Raw genomic sequence first — 18,851 nt, forward strand, 5'->3', positions numbered from 1 at the left:
TCAGCGACGAGCCCGACCCGGGCCTCTGAAGTGCGCGATATTATGAGCCATCTCGACGCGAAGGCAAAAAGCGGCTCAGGTCAACGCCGTCACCGGCACCCGCCGCTGCCAGCGGCCGCCGTCGAGGTACTCCAGTGGCTGATACGCCTGCTTGTAGCGCATCTTCTGGCTCTCGCGAATCCAGTAGCCCAGGTAGACATGGGGCAGGCCTCGTCGGCTTGCCAGCTCGATCTGGCTGAGCACTGCGAAGACCCCCAGCGAACGCCGCTGCAGCGCCGGGTCGGGATCGAAGAAGGTGTAGATCGCCGAGAGTCCATGGCCCAGCAGGTCGGTGGCGGCGACCGCGATCAGCCGCTCATCGAGCCAGAACTCGAGCAGCTTGGCGAATGGCTGGGTCTGGGCCAGAAACTGTCGGTACTGCTCGCGGCTGGGCGGAAACATGTCGCCATCGGCGTGACGGGCCTGGATATAGTCTGCGTATAACGCATAGTGGCGCTCGTCGAACAGCGTCGGGCGCAGGCGCGTGGTGATGTCACGATTGCGCTGCATCAGCTTGCGCTGGGTGCGCGAGGGGGTGAAGTCTTCCACCGGGATACGCACGGAGACGCAGGCACTGCACGCACCGCAGTGGGGCCGATAGAGGTTGGCGCCGCTGCGCCTGAACCCCAGTAGGGTCAGGGCGTCGTAGACATCCGCGGTGGGCGGCTCCTGGGGGTCGAGGAACAGTGTTGTCGCCTCGCGTCCGGGAAGATAGCTGCAGGGGTGCGGCACCGTCAGGAAGAAACGGAGATCGCGTGCCTGACGCTGCGCTGTGCTGCGGTTCGCATTGTCGCTGCTCACGGGGGCTCCGAGGGCCAGAGGCCGGCTGGGGTGGGTTGGTCCACGCTCTTCTCAAGGTAGTCGATGAACGTCGCACGGGCGATCTCCCTGGCGCCCATGCTGGCCAGATGCGCGGTATGCATCTGGCAATCGATCAGTTGGAAGTCGTGGGCCTCGAGATGGCGTGCCAGCGTCACCAGCGCCACCTTGGACGCATCGGCGCAGCGGCTGAACATCGATTCACCGAAGAACGCCTGCCCCAGCGCTATCCCGTAGAGCCCGCCGACCAGCTCGCCGTGGTGCCAGGTTTCGACGCTATGCGCGTGGCCCAGTGCGTGCAGGCGACGATAGGCGAGGGTCATCTCGGCGTCGATCCAGGTGCCGCCGCTGTCCGCACGCTCAGCCGCGCAGGCGTCGATGACCGCGCCGAAGGCACGATCGAAGGTGGTGGTGAAGCCGCCGTTGCGCAGGCGCTTGGCCAGGCTGCGGCGCACACGAACCTCTGCCGGGAACAGCACCATGCGCGGCGCGGGCGACCACCACAGCAGCGGGCCACCCTCGCCATACCAGGGGAAGATGCCGCGGCGGTAGGCGGCCAGCAGCCATTCCGGGGTCAGGGCGCCGCCGGCGGCGAGCAGGCCGTTGGGCTCGTCGAGCGCCTGGCTGACGTCGGGAAACGCGACGGGGGCGGGGGGGAGCCAGCGCAGCATGCCATCCATTCCTGTAGGTCTTGCCGTGGGGCTTGCGGCCGCGGAGCGGCGACCCGCATTGCCGTATATTAAGGTTCGTGCATTCGCTGCCGATAATCCGCCTGATCCTCTGACAATCGTGATCTTCTGACAACTCCGATCTTTCTGACGACAAGGTAGAACAATCGATGGCGGCAATTCGACAGCGGCTGCGCCAGGCGGGTATCGGTACCAAATTGGCGCTGATCGTCGGCCTGCTTCAGGTCGTGGTATTGCTGGGTCTGGCCTTTGCCATGGCGCAGACCAGCAGTAGCCAGCTACGCAAGGCCACCCAGCATGAACTGGCGACGCAACAGGCATCCATCGCCGATATGCTATCGCTCTTCGACTATAGCCTGCAGCAGCAGGCCGATCGCTTTCTCGACATCTTCTCCGACCAGTACATGGGGCGCTTCGTGCTGCTGCCCGACCAGCAGGTCGAGGTAGCCGGGCGCCAGACCCCGATGCTCAAGGATGGGCTCGAGGTGATCAACGACAACACCTGGACTCGATCGCTTCACCGAGCAAACCACCGCGCCGGCGACCATCTTCGCCCGTGAAGGCGACGATTTCGTGCGCGTGGCGACGTCGCTCAAGGACGCCGACGGCAAGCGCGCCATGGGCACGCTGCTCGATCGCGGCTCAGCAGCTATGCCAACCTGATGGCGGACAAGCCCTACATTGGCCTCGCACCGCTGTTCGGCACCGCCTATGTCACCAAGTATCAGCCGATTCACGACAGTGACGGCAAAGTGATCGGCGCGTCTTTTCGTGGGCGTCGACATCAGCGCCGAGATGGAGAAAGTGAAGGCGCAGATTCGTGGCATGAAGATCGGTCAGCAGGGCTACACCATGCTATCGCTGCCGGTGGCAAGCGCGAAGGGGAGGTGCTCGCGGGCGGCCCCTACGAGGGGCCGATCTGCGCCAGGGTGAGCGCGCCGCTATCTTCGCGCCGCTGTTCGACAAGGCCTCCGGCGAGATCGATTACACCCCGATGGGGAGCAGCGGCTGCTGGCGTTTACCCGCTATCCGGACTGGCAGTGGGTTATCGCCGGTTCGGTGTCGATGGACGAGATCAACGCCGGCGTGATGGCTGCCCGCGACCGCTTCCTGCTGATCGCGGTGGGGATCGCGATCCTGCTCAGTCTGCTGCTCTATGTCATTTTCAAGCGATTGGTCTCGCGTCCCATGCAGCGCACTGTCGAGCTGGCTCGGGCGCTTGCCGAGGGCGATCTGTCGCAGCGCATCGACAGCCATCGGCGCGATGAGATCGGTCAACTGGTGCTGGCGATGAATGGCATCGGCGACGGCCTCGAGCGGATCGTGCGACAGGTACGCTCGGCGATCGAGGAGACCGATGGGCACACCCAGGAGCTGGCCGCGGGCAACGCGGACCTTTCGGCACGCACCGAATCCCAGGCCTCGAGCCTGGAGCAGACTGCCGCCAGCACCGAGCAGCTCAATGCCACCGTGCGCCAGAACGCAGAGCGCGCCCAAGAAAGCGACGCTCAGGCGAGCCGCACCGCTGAAGCCGCCGGGGATGCGCAGAAGACCGTCGACTCGACGGTCGAAGCCATGCGCCGTATCGACGAGATGGCCAAGCAGATCGCCGATGTCGTCGGGGTCATCGACAGTATCGCTTTCCAGACCAATCTGCTGGCGCTCAATGCCTCGGTCGAGGCCGCCCGCGCCGGCGAGCAGGGCCGCGGCTTCGCGGTAGTGGCGCAGGAAGTGCGCAGTCTGGCCGAGCGCTGCGCCAACTCGGCGCGCGAGATCAAGGGGTTGATCGGGCGTACGGTCGAGGAGGTCGAGAACGGCAATCTGCAGGCCGCGGAAGCGGGCGAGCAGGTCGCCGCGATCGTCTCCCAGATCGAGCGTATCAGCACGCTGATGGCCGAGATCCGTCTGGCCTCCGAAGAGCAGTCCCACGGTATCGAGCAGATCAACGTCGCGGTGTCGCAGATCGATGAGACCACCCAGAGCAACGCCGCCCTGGTGCGTCAGTCGAGCCGCTCGACCCAGCAGTTGAGCGAGCAGAGCCGGCGCCTGAGCGAGACCGTGGCGCTGTTCCGGCTGCGTGCGGGCAGGGACGCCGATGACGCCGCACCGGGTGCGCCTGTCGCCCCGACGTTGCCGGGACACACGCCAGACTGATCCCCTCCCTAGCGCCGCATCCGCACCGGGTGCGGTGCCCCCCTGTGATGTCGACGCGGGCCCCGGTATGATGGCGGGTCGAGGAAACCGGCTCGCCGTTGCGGGCCGGTGGTGCATCGCCGCCGACCCGGGCGCCACGGAAAGCCCACGGGAACGCGGCCGTTGATGCGTCCTGCCGGAAGCAGGCGCGAGGGGGTTGAGCGTTTGAGTGCCAAGAGTTCGGCCAAGAAGGGCCGTCGTTCATCTGCGCAAGCCAAGGAACAGGCACGTCGTGTGATCATGCAGCTCCAGGGCGTGACCCGCGAAGGCGCCGTGATTCTGCTGCTCGCGGTCTGCGTGTTTCTGTTGCTGGCGCTGTTCAGCTATCACCCCGGCGACCCCGGCTGGTCACATAGCGGGCCCGACCAGGATATCGCCAATTGGATGGGCCAGATCGGGGCCTGGCTATCCGATGTCCTCTATTCGCTGTTCGGGGCCAGCGCGCTTTGGTGGCCGGGCATGTTCGGCCTGGCGGCGTGGCGCATCATGCGTCAGCACCAGGTTCAGATCGCCTGGGACCCGGTCGCGCTCGCCGTGCACACCGGTGGTCTGGTGCTGCTGTTGATGAGTACCACCACGCTGGGCGACCTGCATTTCTACAACCCCGCCAGCGACCTGCCCAACCAGGCGGTGGGCATTCTCGGGATGGGGATCGCCGGCGCGCTGTCGCAACTGGTCGGCGTGCATGGCACGACCCTGATCGCTATCGCTGCCTTCATGTGCGGTTTCACCCTGTTCACTGGCATGTCCTGGCTGACCGTGATGGACGAGCTGGGCAGTTCGTGCCATCGCCTGTTCCAGTGGGCGAGGACATACAGCGCCGAGCGCCGCGAGGTTCGCGATAGCCGCCGCGCTGAGCAGCAGGCCGAGCGTGAACAGATCGAGCGGGAGCAGAGCGCAGCCGAGGAGAGCGACGGCGTTGACGAGGCGGCGACTACCGCTGTGGGCAAGCCGCGTTGGTGGTCGCGCTGGTTGCCGTGGCAGCGCGCGCCGGATCTCGAGCAGTGGGAGGAGGAGCCCTCGCTGGGTGCGGCGCTGCAGTCGGAGCCGGCGTGGGAAGGGGCTGGTGGCGAGGCTGGCAGCGGGCAGCGCCAGTCGCGCTGGCGCCATGACGGTAGCACCGATATCCCCTGGGAGGTGCCCGAGCGCACGCCCTCGGCCAAGCAACCCGAGGCCGCCTACGCCAGCCGCCAGCAGCGGGAAGAGGCCCGGGAACCCACCCTGCACGAGCGCACGCCCGCTGGCGCCGTCTCTGCGCCCCGCGGCGATAGCGAATGGCGGCCCGCGCGTTCGGCCGCCCCAGCGCCGCGGCGCCATGACGACTCCCCGCGCGAACCCAGCCTCAGCCCACGTGAACCGACGTTGAGCCCACGCGAGCCGACGTTGGCTTCGCGCGAACCCGCCCCGGGTAGCTCGACCGACGATGCGGCGAAGCCGGAGGCGGCGGCTGCAAGGCCGCCCTCGTTCCATGGCAATGATGTGGGCACGCCCGAGTCACCAGCGTCGCCGACTCAAGAAATGCTCGACGAGGATGCCGCGCGCACGCCGTTCCGCGCCGATGTCACTCGCCGGCGTATCCCCGAGGCGTTCCAGGCGTCGTCGATGGCGTCCGAGGAAGTCGGGACGGGGGCCGGTGAGCACGGCGCAGCCTCCGAGTCTGGCGCCGAGATGTCGACCCCCCGTGGGGCATCCACCGATAGCGGCCGACTCTCAGCGACAGAAGACGAGATGCCCACCGCGCAGTGGGGGCTGCGTGCCGAGCGCCATGAGGCACCGGCCGGCTGGCGGCATGCCCGGGCCGCCAACGAAAGCGGTTCTGACGGCAGCGGCGCTGAGATGCCGCGTCGGGATGACGATGGTGCCGTCGCGGGTGGTGCCATGGTACGCCCCGGGCCCGCCGAGCCGACGCTGGGCGCGTTCGCGGCTGGCCCGGACAGCGATCTGTCCGACGCCGACGCGCGTGAGCCGAGCCTCGACTGGGCGCGCGGCGATGCGGACGGGCCGCACGTTACCGCGCCGACCCGGCGCGAGCCCACGCATCGGGGGCTGGGTGAGGGGTACGAAGAGACACAGGCCGATGAGCCACCGGTCGAGGCGCAAGACGCACCGCTCGAACGCCCGTCGCTGCCGGGTGCTAGCGCTGCCGGCAGTCACGTCGATGACACCCAGGCGCCGTGGCGTGACGATGCCGCAGAAGCGGCTTGGGACGATGACTCCGGTATGGCCGGGGAGGCTGCCAGGTATCATGCCGACGCACCCACCGGCACCGGCACCGGCACCGGCACCGGCACCGGCACCGGCCAGTGCCGCGCAGCGGGGCGATCTGGCTACTGCCGAGCAGGCGCGGGCAGCGGCGGATGATCAACCGACCCTGTGGACCGTCGAGCATCTGCAGAGCCAGCGCCCGGCGTTCGATGACATGCCCGAGCCCACCGGCGATCTGCCCTCGATCCGACTGACCACGCCGGCTGATCCGGAGCAGCCCAACTATACCCCCGAGCAGCTCGCCGACATGGCCGAGCTGCTGGAGATGCGTCTGCGCGAGTACGGGGTCAAGGCGGAGGTGGTCGAGACCTGGCCGGGGCCGGTGATCACGCGCTTCGAGATTCGCCCGGCGGCGGGGGTGAAGGTCTCCAAGATCAGCAACCTGGCCAAGGATCTGGCGCGCTCGCTGATGGTCAAGAGCGTACGCGTAGTCGAGGTCATTCCCGGCAAGCCCACGGTGGGGATCGAGATCCCCAACCCGAACCGGGCGATGATCCGTATTCGTCAGGTGCTCGACTCCGACGTCTACCAGCAGGCCGACTCGCCGGTGACCCTGGCGCTGGGTCAGGACATCGGCGGCAAGCCGGTGGTGGCCAACCTCAACAAGATGCCGCACCTGCTGGTGGCCGGTACCACCGGCTCGGGCAAGTCAGTGGGGATCAACACCATGCTGGTGTCGATGCTGCTCAAGGCGACCCCGGACGAAGTGCGCATGATCATGGTCGACCCCAAGATGCTCGAGCTGTCGGTCTACGACGGCATCCCGCATCTGCTGGCGCCGGTGGTCACCGACATGAAAGAGGCGGCCAACGCCCTGCGCTGGTGTGTGGCCGAGATGGAGCGGCGCTACAAGCTGATGGCGGCCATGGGCGTGCGCAACATCGCCGGCTTCAACGCCAAGCTCGACGAGGCCGAGCGCCACGGTGCCCAGGTCCAGGACCCGCTGTGGGAGCCCCAGCCGTGGGAGATGCACCAGCAGCCACCGACGCTGGCCAAGCTGCCTTATATCGTGGTGGTGATCGACGAATTCGCCGACATGTTCATGATCGTCGGCAAGAAGGTCGAGGAGCTGATCGCGCGGCTGGCGCAGAAGGCGCGTGCCGCGGGTATCCACCTGATTCTCGCCACCCAGCGGCCATCGGTGGATGTGGTCACCGGCCTGATCAAGGCCAACATCCCCACCCGCATGGCGTTCCAGGTGTCGTCGAAGATCGATTCGCGCACCATCCTCGACCAGGGTGGTGCCGAGAATCTGCTTGGCCATGGCGACATGCTCTATTTGCCGGCGGGGGCGGGGATGCCGCAGCGCGTTCATGGTGCGTTCGTCGACGATGACGAGGTCCACCGCATTGTCGAGGACTGGAAGCGGCGCGGTGAGCCCGAGTACATCGAGGAGATTCTTTCCGGCGGTGTCTCCGCCGACGCCCTGGCCGGACTCGAGGCCGAGGGCGGTGACGGCGAGGACGCCGAGCAGGATGCGCTCTATGACGAGGCGGTGCAGTTCGTCACCGAGAGCCGGCGCGCCTCCATCTCGGCGGTCCAGCGTCGCTTCAAGATCGGCTATAACCGTGCCGCGCGGCTGGTGGAGGCGATGGAGCAGGCCGGCGTCGTCTCGTCGATGGGCAACAATGGCTCGCGCGAAGTGCTGGCGCCGCCGCCGGTGGGCAACTGAGCCGCCATCCCGCTGTCCAAGGATCATGTTCTCTGCACTCAGACAAGGAATGCCCATGCGTATGATGAAGAGCCTGGCCGCAGCCGGCGCGCTGCTGCTGGCGACCCAGGCGGCACACGCCGACCCGGCCTCGGTCGACCGCCTGACCCGGCTGCTCGAACCGCTCAAGACCTACTCGGCGGATTTCGACCAGCAGATACTGGATGCCTCGGGCTCCAGCCTGCAGGACACCAGTGGCCACATGTGGCTGTCGCGTCCCGGCCACTTTCGCTGGGAGGTGAACGAGCCCTATCGCCAGATCGTGGTCTCCAACGGTCAGGAGGTGACGCTCTACGACCCCGACCTCGAGCAGGCCACGATCCAGCCGCTCGACGATCGCGTCACCCACACGCCCGCGCTGCTGCTCTCCGGCAGTGCCTCGGAGCTGGCGCAGAACTATGAGGTGACCGGCCAGCAGCAGGGCACTGGCGAGACCTTTACGCTCAAGCCCAAGGCCAACGACACCCTGTTCGAGCAGCTCAAGCTGACCTTCTACAGCGAGAAGCTGGGCATGCTGCAGATGACCGACAGCACCGGCCAGCGCACCGCGATCAAGTTCGATAACGCCGAGGTCAACGGCAGCATCGACCCGGCCAAGTTCCGCTTCCAGATCCCCGCTGGCGCCGATGTCATCCGCGAGCAGTCACCCGCCTCCCCCTGAGCTTTGTCCCCCTGAGCTTCGTTGCGGCCCGTCCCCCGGGCCGCTTGCTCGCCGCTGCGCTCATGTCTGACCCACTGCCGCCGTATGGCCGAGCGCAGGCATTTTGCAGACACCCTCTCAAGCCTGACGGTCGGCCTCACGGTCGAGCTCGTCACGCCACGCCTGCATCTGCTGGTAGCGCTTCTCCTGACCGAATTCGCTGGGCACGTAGAAGCTGGCCTTGGGTAGCGCCGATGGCCAGCAGTCGTGGGCACTGCCGGCGGGGTAGCCGTTGGGCTCGCTGTGGGCGTAGCGGTAGCCCTCGCCGTAGCCCAGTGAGGCCATCAATTGGGTCGGCGCATTGCGCAGATAGACCGGGACCTCGAGATCGGCATGCTCGGCCACGAACGCCTTGGCCTGGGCCCAGGCCTGATCGACCCGGTTGCTCTTGGGCGCGGTGGCGAGATGGATGGCAGCGTGGGCGATGGCGCGCTGGCCTTCATAGTCGCCCAGGCGCAGGTAGGCGTCCCAGGCGGCGATGACCAGGGGCAGGGCGCGCGGGTCGGCGTTGCCGACGTCCTCCGAGGCGATCGCGGTGAGCCGGCGCACCACGTCGAGTGGATCGCCACCACCGCGCATGAACTGCGCCATGTAGAGCAGCGCGGCGTCGGGCCGCGATGAGCGTATCGACTTGTGGATCGCCGAGAGCAGGTCGTAGTAGTGCTCGCCCTGCTTGTCGAAGGCCGCCGCCTGATGGCCGATCACCTCGACCACGGCATCGCGCTCCAGGGTCTCGCCATGGTCGTCGCGACCGGTGAAGTCGCAGGCAGTCTCGAGCAGACCCAGTGCGCGCCGTGCATCACCCGCCGCGGCGCGGGCGAGGATCGCCAGGGCTTCGTCGCTGGCGCGGATGTCACGCTGGCCCAGGCCACGCTCGGCGTCACCCAGGGCGCGCTTGATCACCGTGATCAGCGCCTGCTCGTCGAGTGCCTTGAGCACGTAGACCCGGGCCCGCGACAGCAGCGCGGAGTTGACCTCGAACGAGGGGTTTTCGGTGGTGGCGCCGATCAGCGTCAACAGGCCCGACTCCACGTGCGGCAGCAGGGCATCCTGCTGACTCTTGTTGAGGCGGTGGATCTCGTCGAGAAACAGCAGTGTCTGACGCTCGCGCAGCCGTGCCTCCTGGGCCCGCTCCACCGCGGCGCGGATCTCCTTGACCCCGGCCATCACCGCCGAGAGCTTTTCGAGCCGTGAGCCTGAGGCCTCGGCGAGGATATCGGCCAGGGTGGTCTTGCCTACCCCCGGCGGGCCCCACAGGATCATCGAGCGCACGCTGCCGCTCTCGGCCATGCGCCGCAGTGGTTTGCCCGGGCCGACCAGCGCTTCCTGGCCGACATAGTCGTCGAGACTTTTCGGCCGCATGCGGTAGGCGAGCGGCACATTGTCCTGGGGGGCGCTATCGGCAAAGAGGTCCATCAGCGTACTTCCGGTTTGCGCTCGGCAACGAGCGGGTACATTTCACTACGCCAATCGCGACTTAAGGCGTAGGGCTTTCTCTTCCAAACCCGCTAGGGTAAGACAGTCAGGGGCCGCTCGCGGCGCAGCTCGCTTGTGTGCCCGCGACCCATGCCCGGTGGCGCGGGGTACGACGAACGGCCTGTGGTCGATTCTACCCAAGTGCGCCCCGACACAGTATGGCCGGCCAAGGCACTACACGCTGGCCTTCGAGTGCCGCTACACTAGGATTTGAACGAAAAACCCGAGGTCTCGGCACGCTGGTTATCAGTCTCGCCGCTTTACGCTCGTCGCCATAGCCGCCGCACGGACAGGAGAACTCCCATGCCCATGCTGACTCAACTGCGCCAGGATCACGCCAACATGGCGCGTCTGCTCCACGTGCTGCAGCTCAAGCACAAGACGCTCGCCGATGGCGAACGCCCCAACTTCCGCCTGATTCGGGAGGTGGTGGACTATATTCTCGACTATATGAGCGGCTTCACCATTCCGCTGGAGCGCATTTGCCGTGAGCAACTCTCCAGCCGGGCCAGTGACACTGATGCGCTGTTCGCACGGCTGGCGGAGGACTACCAGCATCTGCACGAGCAGCTGATGCGTCTCTCGGCCGACATCGACATGATCCTGATGGATGGGGTGATGCCAATGGACAAGTTCGCCGAGGACCTGCGTGCCTATCTCGACGCCCACCGCGGCTATCTGCGCGCCGAGCGCGAGGAGCTGTTCCCGCTGATTCGCGAGCACTTCGACGATGACGATCTGGCGCGTCTGGCCGCCGAGATGCCGCCCCAGGCGGAGTCCGAGCTGTCGCGTCTGCAGGAGGCCTACCCGGAGCTCTATTCCGAGTTTCGCGACGCGCCTTCGCCCCTCGAATCCTGATGGTGGCGGGCCGCTGGCCCGCCCTGCGTGATGACCCGACGACGATCGCACTGCGCGATCGTCGTCGCTTTGCGTAGAATGGGCGCCCGACAGAGCGAGAGGGAGCCGGGATGGATCGGCTACAGGCGATGCAGGTGTTCCGGGCCGTGGTCGAGGCCGGCAGCTTTGCCGGCGGCGCCCGCCGGCTGGGCGTATCCAACGCGATGGTCAGCAAGCAGATATCGCGCCTCGAGGAGAGTCTCGGGGTGCGCCTGCTGGCACGTACCACGCGGCGGCTACAGCTGACGGCGGAGGGCGAGCGCTATCTGACCACCACCGCGCGGCTGCTCGACGAACTCGATGAGCTGGAGGCGGGGCTGGGCGAGCAGCGCGGCGAGATTCGCGGCCGCCTGCGCTTGTCGGCGCCCATGGATTTCGGCGCTCAGGCACTGATGGTGGTGCTCGATGCCTTCGAGCAGGCACACCCTGCGGTTACCCTGGAGCTGGTGCTCGAGGACCGCCACGTCGACCTGCTGGCCGAGGATTACGATCTGGTGGTGCGGATTGGTGCACTCGAGGATTCGAGTCTGATCGCCCGGCCGCTGATGCGCATGCCTTGCTACTTATATGGCGCCCCCGACTACCTGCGCCGCCACGGCACCCCCGATCATCCGCAGGCGCTCAAGCACCACCGCTGCCTCCATTACACGCTGGCACGCCAGGGGCCGCAGTGGACCTTTGAGGTCGACGGCGAGCTCCAGCGGGTGCGCTTTCGCCCGGCGCTTGCGTGCAACAACGGCCGCGCGCTGGTCGAGGCCGCGGCGCTGGGCATGGGACTGGTGGTCAAGCCCGCCTTCCTGGGCGAGCCCGAAGTGGCGGCAGGGCGCCTGGTGCGTCTGCTCGAGACGTTTCCGATTCCTGCGCTCGACGTGCATCTGCTCTACGCCGAGCGCGACTTCATGCCGGCGCGCCTGCGCGCGCTGATCGAAACGCTGTTGAACCACTTCGCCGGGAGCGCGACCCATGCGTGATGCGCTGATCTTCGACTCCGGTGTCGGCGGGCTCTCGGTGAGTGCCGAGATCCGCCGTTGGTTGCCTCAGCTCGGCCTCGACTACGTCTGCGACAACGCCGCCTTGCCCTACGGCACCAAGCCCGATGCCTGGCTGGTGGCGCGTACCGTCGAGGTGTGCCTGGCGGCGTGTGCCGAGAGCCGACCGCGGGCACTGGTGATCGCCTGCAACACCGCCAGTACGCTGGCGCTGGAGGCGCTGCGCGCGCGGCTGACGGTCCCGGTGGTGGGCACGGTGCCGGCGATCAAGACCGCCGGGGAGGCCAGCCGCTCGCGGGTGATCGGCCTGCTGGCGACCAGCGCCACACTCAAGCGCTCCTATCTGCAGCGGCTGGTGACCGACTTCGCTGCTGACTGCCGCCTTGTCGGCGTCGCGGCGGATACCCTGGTGGTCGCCGCCGAGCGCAAGCTGGCCGGCGGCGAGCTCGACCCCGAGGCGCTGGCCGCGGCGCTGATGCCGCTGTGGCGCGAGCCGGCTCTGGACACGGTGGTGCTGGGGTGTACCCACTTTCCGCTGCTGCGTGCCGAGCTCGAAGCGCAGGCGCCACGTCCGATCCGCTGGATCGACTCGGGTGCTGCGATCGCGCGCCGCCTGGGGCAGGTGCTGGATGTCGCGCCCCTGGCCGCGCCGGCGGCCACGCTGCCCGCGGTGACGACCGGCACCAGCTGGGCGACCGGCGCCGACGCCACCGGGCTGGCCACGGCGCTGGCCGGCTTCGGCTTCGCACCGCCGCGGCCTCTACCGACGGTCGCCGCGGTGCCCGCCGACACTGCTATTTCCGCTATCGATTGAGGAGTTTTTCGTGGTCATCACCACCATCGACCCGGCGCGCTATGACGCCCAGCTCGCGGCCAAGCGCGCGCGGATCGAGCAGCAGTTCGCCGCATTCGACCCGCCGCCGCTGGAGGTCTTCGCCTCGCCGCCGATGCACTACCGCATGCGCGCCGAGTTCCGCCTCTGGCACGAGGGAGACGATCTCTACTACGCCATGTTCGAACCCGACCCGGATGCGCCGCTTCACAAGGGGCGGGTGGCCCAGAAGGTGGTCCGTGTCGATCAATTTCCGGTCGCCGGCGAGCGCATCAATGCGCTGATGCCCCAGCTGCTGGACGCCATTCGCGATGACACCACACTGCGGCGCAAGCTGTTCCAGGTCGAGTTTCTGACCACGCTCAGCGGTGAGGCGCTGGTGACGCTGATCTACCACAAGCCGCTGGATGCCGAGTGGGAGCAGCGTGCCCGCGAGTTGCAGGCGACGCTGGGGGTGGCGCTGATCGGGCGCTCGCGCAAGCAGCGTCTGGTGCTCGAACGTGATCACGTGTGGGAGCGTCTGATGGTCGAAGGGCGCGAGTTCCACTATCAGCAGGTGGAGAACAGCTTTACCCAGCCCAACGCCGAGATCTGTCGCGCCATGCTCGGCTGGGCGCGGGATGCCACGCGCCACAGCACAGGCGATCTGGTCGAGCTCTACTGCGGCAACGGCAACTTCACCGTGGCGCTGGCGGAGAACTTCCGCCGCGTGGTCGCCACCGAGATCTCGCGGACCTCGGTGGCCTCGGCCCAGGCCAACCTCGCCGCCAACGGCATCGACAACGTGCATGTGGCGCGGATGTCGGCGGAGGAGTTCGCCCAGGCGCTGACCGGCGAGAAGCAGGGGCGCCGGGTGGCGGCGATGGCGCTCGATGCGTGCGACTTCTCCACCGTACTGGTCGACCCGCCGCGGGCCGGGCTCGATGCCGCCAGCTGTGCGCCGCTGATGGAGTATCCGCGAATCGTCTATATTTCCTGCAACCCCGACAGTTTGGCGGTCAATCTGGCGCAGCTCACCCAGACGCACCGGATCACGCGGATGGCGCTGTTCGATCAGTTTCCCTGGACCGACCACTGCGAGTGTGGGGTCGTGCTCGAGCGCCGCGAGACGGCCTGAATTTGTCAAGTCGCACCGGTATCGTATGGTGGGTGTCATGATGCGTAAGCGACATGCGTCATAACGAAGCTTCAAGTGGATAGGGCGCCCCCGGGCGCTGGCGTAAGCTTCGCCCCATGTGAATGCGGCCGCCATATCGACGGCCGGTGCCAGCCGAGGTGATAGATGCAACACGTCGCGATCGAAGGAAAGACGGAGTTTCTTGAGCAGTTGCGGGAGAAGCTGGCGAAGCGACTTCCCGAGGAGAAGGTGAAGCGGATCACCGCCTTCGCCGAGGATCTCTACGCCACGGCGCCCTTCGAGGAGGCGGCCGACCGCCAGCTGGACGATGTCTACGGTGCCACGCTGGCTGCGTGGCACTTCATGCGCACCTTCGATCCCAGCGATGCCAAGGTCCGTATCTTCAATCCCAACTTCGAAGAGCATGGCTGGCAGTCGCCACACACCGTAGTCGCAGTGTTGCACCCGGACATGCCGTTTCTGGTCGATTCGGTGCGCATGGAGCTCAATCGTCGCGGCCTGACCCTGCATGCGATCCACAATGCAGTGTTGGCGGTCGAGCGCGACGCTCGCCACCACGCGTTGAAGATCACCGGGCCGCGGGCCAAGGCGGCGCCGGCGTCGCGCGAGTCGCTGATTCTGATCGAGATCGACCGCCATACCGATACGGCGACACTGGATGACCTGGAGCAGAGCCTGCACGATGTGCTGCGCGACGTGCGTACCGCGGTCACCGATTTCGAGCCGATGTGCGACAAGCTGCGCGAGGTGATCGCCGAGCTCGAGGCCCAGCGTCCGGCGTCAGTGAGCGCGGCGGATCAGAAGGAGACGGTGGCTTTCCTCAAGTGGCTGCTCGACGAGCACTTCACCTTCCTCGGTTTCGCCGAGAGCCGGCTCTCCGGCAGCGGCGCCAAGGCGCGCGAGACGCGGGTCGAGGGCAGCGAGCTGGGGGTGCTCAAGCTCGACCAGCCGCGCTACCAGGAGTCGGTGCGTTTCGAACTCGACGAGGAGCCGGGTCCCATGCCGGCGCTGCTACGCTTCGCCAAGAGTTCACATCACGCGCGCGTGCACCGGCCGACCTATCCTGACCATATCGCCATCACCCGCCATGACAAGCAGGGCAAGGTGATCGGCGAGTGGCGCTTCTTCGGGCTGTTCACCTCGCTGGTCTACAACGAGTCGCCGCGCTCGGTGCCGGTACTGCGGCGCAAGGTGCAGGCGGTGATCGATGCCGCCGGGGTCAACCCCAAGGGCCACAACGGCAAGCTGCTGCTGCAGATTCTCGAGGTGCACCCGCGCGACGACCTGTTCCAGAGCACCATCGAAGAGTTGAGCCAGACCGCTTTCGGCATTCTCAATATCCGTGAGCGCCGCCGCGTGCGGCTGTTCATCCGTGAGGACCGCTGCGGCCAGTTCTACTCCTGCCTGGTATTCGTCCCGCGTGACATCTTCTCCACCGATCTGCGTCTGCGCATTCAGAACCTGCTGTGCGAGGAGCTCGATGCCACCTTCGGTGACTTCAATCCCTATCTCTCGGAGTCGGTGCTGGCGCGTATCCAGTTCACCCTGCGCTTCAACGGCGACGAGCCGGTGGACTTCGATCGCCGCGCGCTGGAGAAGAAGGTCATCTTCCTGGCGCGCAACTGGCGCGAGGATCTGCACGGTGCGCTGATCGAGAGCCTGGGAGAAGAAGAGGGCAACCGCCAGGCACAGGTATTCCGCGACGCCTTCCCCGGCAGCTACCGCGACGACTTCTCGGCGCGCACCGCGGCCAATGACATCCGCCACCTGAGTGCGCTCGACGACGGCGCGCCGATCGGCGTCAGCCTCTATCATCTGGCCGAGAACAGCGCCGACAGCGTCAATCTCAAGCTCTATCACGCCGACTCGCCGATTCCGCTCTCCGATATGCTGCCGGTGCTCGAGAATCTGGGTCTGCGGGTGATCAGCGAGCGCCCTTATCATATCGATACCGAGCACCAGACCTACTGGATTCATGACTTTACCTTCGAGTATCGCGGTGTCGGTGAGGTCGATCTACGCGCAATGCGCGACAACTTCATCGACGCCTTCTCGCGGATCTGGGTGGGTGACGCCGAGAACGACGCCTACAACCGGCTGATCATCGGCGCCGGTCTCGACTGGCGGCAGGTAGCGGTGCTGCGCGCCTACGCGCGCTATCTCAAGCAGCTGCGCATCGGGCTGTCGCAGGATTACATCGCCAACACCCTGGCAGCGCATGCCGACATCACCCGCGGCCTGTCGCGGCTTTTCGAGCAGCGCTTCGCCCCGAACCTCGACGGCGACCGCGACGCCCGCTGCCAGGGGGCGGTCGACGACCTCAATGCGCTGCTCGATCAGGTCGCCAGCCTCAACGACGACCTCTTGCTGCGGCGCTATGTCGACCTGATCCAGGCCACTGTACGCACCAACTACTTCCAGCCGCGCGAAGACGGTAGCCCCAAGGCGTACATCTCGTTCAAGCTCGAGCCGAGCAAGGTGCCGGGCATGCCCAAGCCGCGGCCGATGTTCGAAGTATTCGTCTACTCGCCGCGGATGGAAGGGGTGCACCTGCGCGGCGGCAAGGTCGCCCGCGGCGGTCTGCGCTGGTCCGACCGCAACGAGGATTTCCGCACCGAGATTCTGGGCCTGATGAAGGCGCAGCAGGTCAAGAACTCGGTGATCGTGCCGGTCGGCGCCAAGGGTGGCTTCATCTGCAAGCGCATGCCCGAGAATGGTGACCGCGACGCCATCCAGGCCGAGGGCATCGAGTGCTACCGCCTGCTGATCCGCGGCCTGCTCGATATCACCGACAACCTCGATGGCACCGAGGTGGTGCCGCCGCAGGCGGTGGTGCGCCACGATCCTGACGACCCCTACCTGGTGGTCGCCGCGGACAAGGGCACCGCGACCTTCTCCGACTACGCCAACGCGATCTCGCTGGAGTATGACTTCTGGCTGCGTGACGCCTTCGCCTCCGGGGGCGCCCAGGGCTATGACCACAAGGGTATGGCGATTACCGCTCGCGGCGCCTGGGAGTCGGTCAAGCGCCACTTCCGCGAGATGGGCCTCAACACTCAGAAGGACGAGTTCAGCGTGCTCGGTATCGGCGACATGGCCGGTGACGTATTCGGCAACGGCATGCTGCTCTCCGATAAGATCCGTCTGGTCGCTGCCTTCAACCACCGCCATATCTTCGTCGACCCGACGCCGGATGCGGCCAAGTCGTTCGCCGAACGCAAGCGCCTGTTCGAGACGCCGCGCTCGAGCTGGTCGGACTACGACGAGCAGCTGATCTCGGAAGGCGGCGGGGTCTTCTCGCGCGATGCCAAGTCGATCGCCATCTCGGCGCCGATGAAAAAGACCTTTGGCATTCAGGCCGACAAGTTGTCACCCAACGATCTGATCAACGCCATGCTCAAGTCGTCGGTGGATCTGATCTGGAACGGCGGCATCGGCACCTATGTGAAAGCTCATGACGAGAGCCATGCCGACGTCGGTGACAAGGCCAACGATGGCCTGCGCATCGATGGCCGCGAGCTCAACTGTCGCGTGGTCGGCGAGGGCGGCAACTTGGGCCTGACCCAGCGCGGGCGCATGGAAGCTGCGGCCAAGGGGATTCGGGTCAACACCGACTTCATCGACAACGCCGGCGGCGTCAACTGCTCCGACCATGAGGTCAATATCAAGATCCTGCTCGACGGGATCGTCCAGCGCGGCGACATGACCGAGAAGCAGCGCAACCAGCTGCTGGTGGAGATGACCGACGAGGTTGGCGAGCTGGTGGTGCGCGACAACTACCGCCAGACCCAGGCGCTGTCGCTTGCCGAGCTGCAGTCGCTGGAGGGGATGGGGCCATATCGGCGCTTCATCAACGAACTCGAAGCGGCCGGTAGTCTCGACCGCGAGCTCGAGTTCCTGCCCAGTGACGAACAGCTCGGCGAGCGCAGCAACGCCGACGGCGGGCTCACTCTGCCCGAGCTGAGCGTGCTGATCTCCTACGCCAAGAGCACGCTGAAGAGCGATCTGATCGCCGCCGAGCTGCCCAACGACCCGCAGCTGCAGCAGCACGTGGCCAAGGCGTTCCCGGTGACATTGACCGAGCGGTTTGCCGACGATCTCTCCCAGCACCGCCTGAAGCGTGAAATCGTCGCCACCCAGATCGCCAATGACCTGGTCGACCACATGGGCATCACCTTCGTGCGTCAGCTGCGCGACTCCACCGGCGCATCCAGGGTCGAGATCGCCCAGGCCTACGTGATCGCCCGCGACAGCTTTGGCTTCAACCGCTTGTGGGAGCAGATCGAGGCACTCGACTACCGCGTCGAGAGCCAGGTCCAGTACCGCATGATGCTCGACCTGATGCGCCTGATGCGGCGTGCCACGCGCTGGTTCCTGCGCCATCGCGGTGCGCTCAGCGTCAAGGAGTGCGTGGAGCAGTTCGCGCCCCAGTTGACCCAGTTGCAGGAGGATATCGGCAACCGGCTCAAGGGCGACGAGCGCGAGGCCTGGGAAGGTCGCCGCGACGAGCTGATCGAGGCCGGTGTACCCAAGGCTCAGGCCGCGGTAGTGGCCGCCGCGCCAAGCCTTTATGCCGGGCTGGGTATCATCCAGGCGGCACGCGTCAGTGGCGAGAAGCTCAAGCGCGTGGCCGAGGTCTACTACGCCATCGGTCACCAGCTGGAGCTGCCGTGGATGACGCGCCAGATCAACGCCCTCGAGGTGCGTGACAGTTGGCAGATGCAGGCGCGGGAAACGTTTCGCGACGACCTCGACCGTCAGCAGCTGGCGCTGACGGTGAAGGTGCTGAGCATGAGCGACGCGCCGCGCGAGGTGGAGGCGCGGGTGACCCGTTGGGAGGAGCAGCACGCGTCCCTGTTCGAGCGCTGGAATGCGCTGCTGGGTGAGATCAATGCCGGCACCCAGGTGAGCTTCGCGCTGATTGCGGTGGCGATCCGCGAGCTGGTCGATCTTGCCGAGAGCGAGAGCGACGGCTAAGGTGGCAGCGGGCCGGCGCGCGCCAGTACGCGCCGGCTCCCGACTTGAAAAATGGTTTGAAAAAGCGGTTTGAAAAAGTGAGCTGAACGGGGCGCTGGTCGATCTCCCCGCCAGCCATCACGCATC

Annotated in this window: 13 protein-coding genes and 1 pseudogene; 11 read left to right on the forward strand and 3 right to left on the reverse strand. The window is 66.6% G+C overall.

Annotated elements, in window-relative coordinates:
- Positions 1 to 75 precede the first annotated feature (75 nt).
- Together CN538_RS14275 and aat are read right to left on the reverse strand one after the other, a co-directional pair.
- Positions 76 to 840 carry an arginyltransferase gene (locus CN538_RS14275; RefSeq protein ID WP_106419866.1) on the reverse strand — a complete coding sequence of 255 codons (765 nt, stop codon included), beginning with the start codon at positions 838 to 840 and terminating at the stop codon, positions 76 to 78.
- Positions 837 to 1,529 carry a leucyl/phenylalanyl-tRNA--protein transferase gene (gene aat, locus CN538_RS14280; RefSeq protein WP_106419867.1) on the reverse strand — a complete coding sequence of 231 codons (693 nt, stop codon included), beginning with the start codon at positions 1,527 to 1,529 and terminating at the stop codon, positions 837 to 839. Before aat ends, CN538_RS14275 begins: the two co-directional genes overlap by 4 nt.
- Positions 1,530 to 1,696: 167 nt before the next feature.
- On the opposite strand from aat, the gene CN538_RS14285 reads away from it, so the two are divergent.
- The 6 genes and pseudogenes from CN538_RS14285 (at position 1,697) to lolA (ending at position 8,377) form a co-directional block, all read left to right on the forward strand.
- Complete coding sequence (locus CN538_RS14285; RefSeq protein WP_106419868.1) at positions 1,697 to 2,107, forward strand: Cache 3/Cache 2 fusion domain-containing protein; 411 nt, start codon at positions 1,697 to 1,699, stop codon at positions 2,105 to 2,107.
- Positions 2,094 to 2,272: pseudogene (locus CN538_RS26425) on the forward strand (Cache 3/Cache 2 fusion domain-containing protein); the annotation flags it as partial. The gene CN538_RS14285 and the pseudogene CN538_RS26425, both read left to right, overlap by 14 nt.
- A 340-nt stretch (positions 2,273 to 2,612) precedes the next feature.
- Positions 2,613 to 3,701 carry a methyl-accepting chemotaxis protein gene (locus CN538_RS14300; RefSeq protein ID WP_106419870.1) on the forward strand — a complete coding sequence of 363 codons (1,089 nt, stop codon included), beginning with the start codon at positions 2,613 to 2,615 and terminating at the stop codon, positions 3,699 to 3,701.
- 204 nt (positions 3,702 to 3,905) lie between these two features.
- The gene (locus CN538_RS21215) at positions 3,906 to 6,101 is read left to right on the forward strand and encodes a DNA translocase FtsK (protein ID WP_242495170.1); all 2,196 of its coding nucleotides are present in this window, start codon (positions 3,906 to 3,908) and stop codon (positions 6,099 to 6,101) included.
- Positions 5,986 to 7,677: a DNA translocase FtsK gene (locus CN538_RS14315; RefSeq protein ID WP_422917511.1), complete on the forward strand. Its 1,692-nt coding sequence runs from the start codon at positions 5,986 to 5,988 to the stop codon at positions 7,675 to 7,677. Before CN538_RS21215 ends, CN538_RS14315 begins: the two co-directional genes overlap by 116 nt.
- Positions 7,678 to 7,732: 55 nt before the next feature.
- Positions 7,733 to 8,377, forward strand: a complete 645-nt coding sequence (gene lolA, locus CN538_RS14320) for an outer membrane lipoprotein periplasmic chaperone LolA (RefSeq protein ID WP_106419871.1) — start codon at positions 7,733 to 7,735, stop codon at positions 8,375 to 8,377.
- A 117-nt stretch (positions 8,378 to 8,494) separates the two neighbouring features.
- On the opposite strand, the gene CN538_RS14325 is transcribed toward lolA, so the two are convergent.
- Positions 8,495 to 9,832: a replication-associated recombination protein A gene (locus tag CN538_RS14325; protein ID WP_106419872.1), complete on the reverse strand. Its 1,338-nt coding sequence runs from the start codon at positions 9,830 to 9,832 to the stop codon at positions 8,495 to 8,497.
- Positions 9,833 to 10,201: 369 nt separating this feature from the next.
- Between CN538_RS14325 and CN538_RS14330 the strand changes: the two genes are divergently transcribed.
- From CN538_RS14330 to CN538_RS14350, 5 genes are all read left to right on the forward strand, one after another.
- Positions 10,202 to 10,750 (forward strand): hemerythrin domain-containing protein, encoded by a 549-nt coding sequence (locus CN538_RS14330; protein WP_106420662.1) that lies wholly within the window; start codon positions 10,202 to 10,204, stop codon positions 10,748 to 10,750.
- A 110-nt stretch (positions 10,751 to 10,860) separates the two neighbouring features.
- Positions 10,861 to 11,760: a LysR family transcriptional regulator gene (locus tag CN538_RS14335; RefSeq protein ID WP_106419873.1), complete on the forward strand. Its 900-nt coding sequence runs from the start codon at positions 10,861 to 10,863 to the stop codon at positions 11,758 to 11,760.
- Positions 11,753 to 12,592 (forward strand): glutamate racemase, encoded by an 840-nt coding sequence (gene murI / locus CN538_RS14340; RefSeq protein WP_106419874.1) that lies wholly within the window; start codon positions 11,753 to 11,755, stop codon positions 12,590 to 12,592. Before CN538_RS14335 ends, murI begins: the two co-directional genes overlap by 8 nt.
- Positions 12,593 to 12,602: 10 nt before the next feature.
- Entirely contained in the window at positions 12,603 to 13,727 is a 1,125-nt protein-coding gene (gene trmA / locus CN538_RS14345) for a tRNA (uridine(54)-C5)-methyltransferase TrmA (protein ID WP_106419875.1), read from the forward strand.
- Positions 13,728 to 13,892: 165 nt separating this feature from the next.
- Positions 13,893 to 18,725 carry an NAD-glutamate dehydrogenase gene (locus tag CN538_RS14350; RefSeq protein ID WP_106419876.1) on the forward strand — a complete coding sequence of 1,611 codons (4,833 nt, stop codon included), beginning with the start codon at positions 13,893 to 13,895 and terminating at the stop codon, positions 18,723 to 18,725.
- Positions 18,726 to 18,851 lie beyond the last annotated feature (126 nt).

The sequence above is a fragment of the Salinicola tamaricis genome (genome assembly GCF_003006155.1).
Lineage (GTDB): Bacteria > Pseudomonadota > Gammaproteobacteria > Pseudomonadales > Halomonadaceae > Salinicola > Salinicola tamaricis.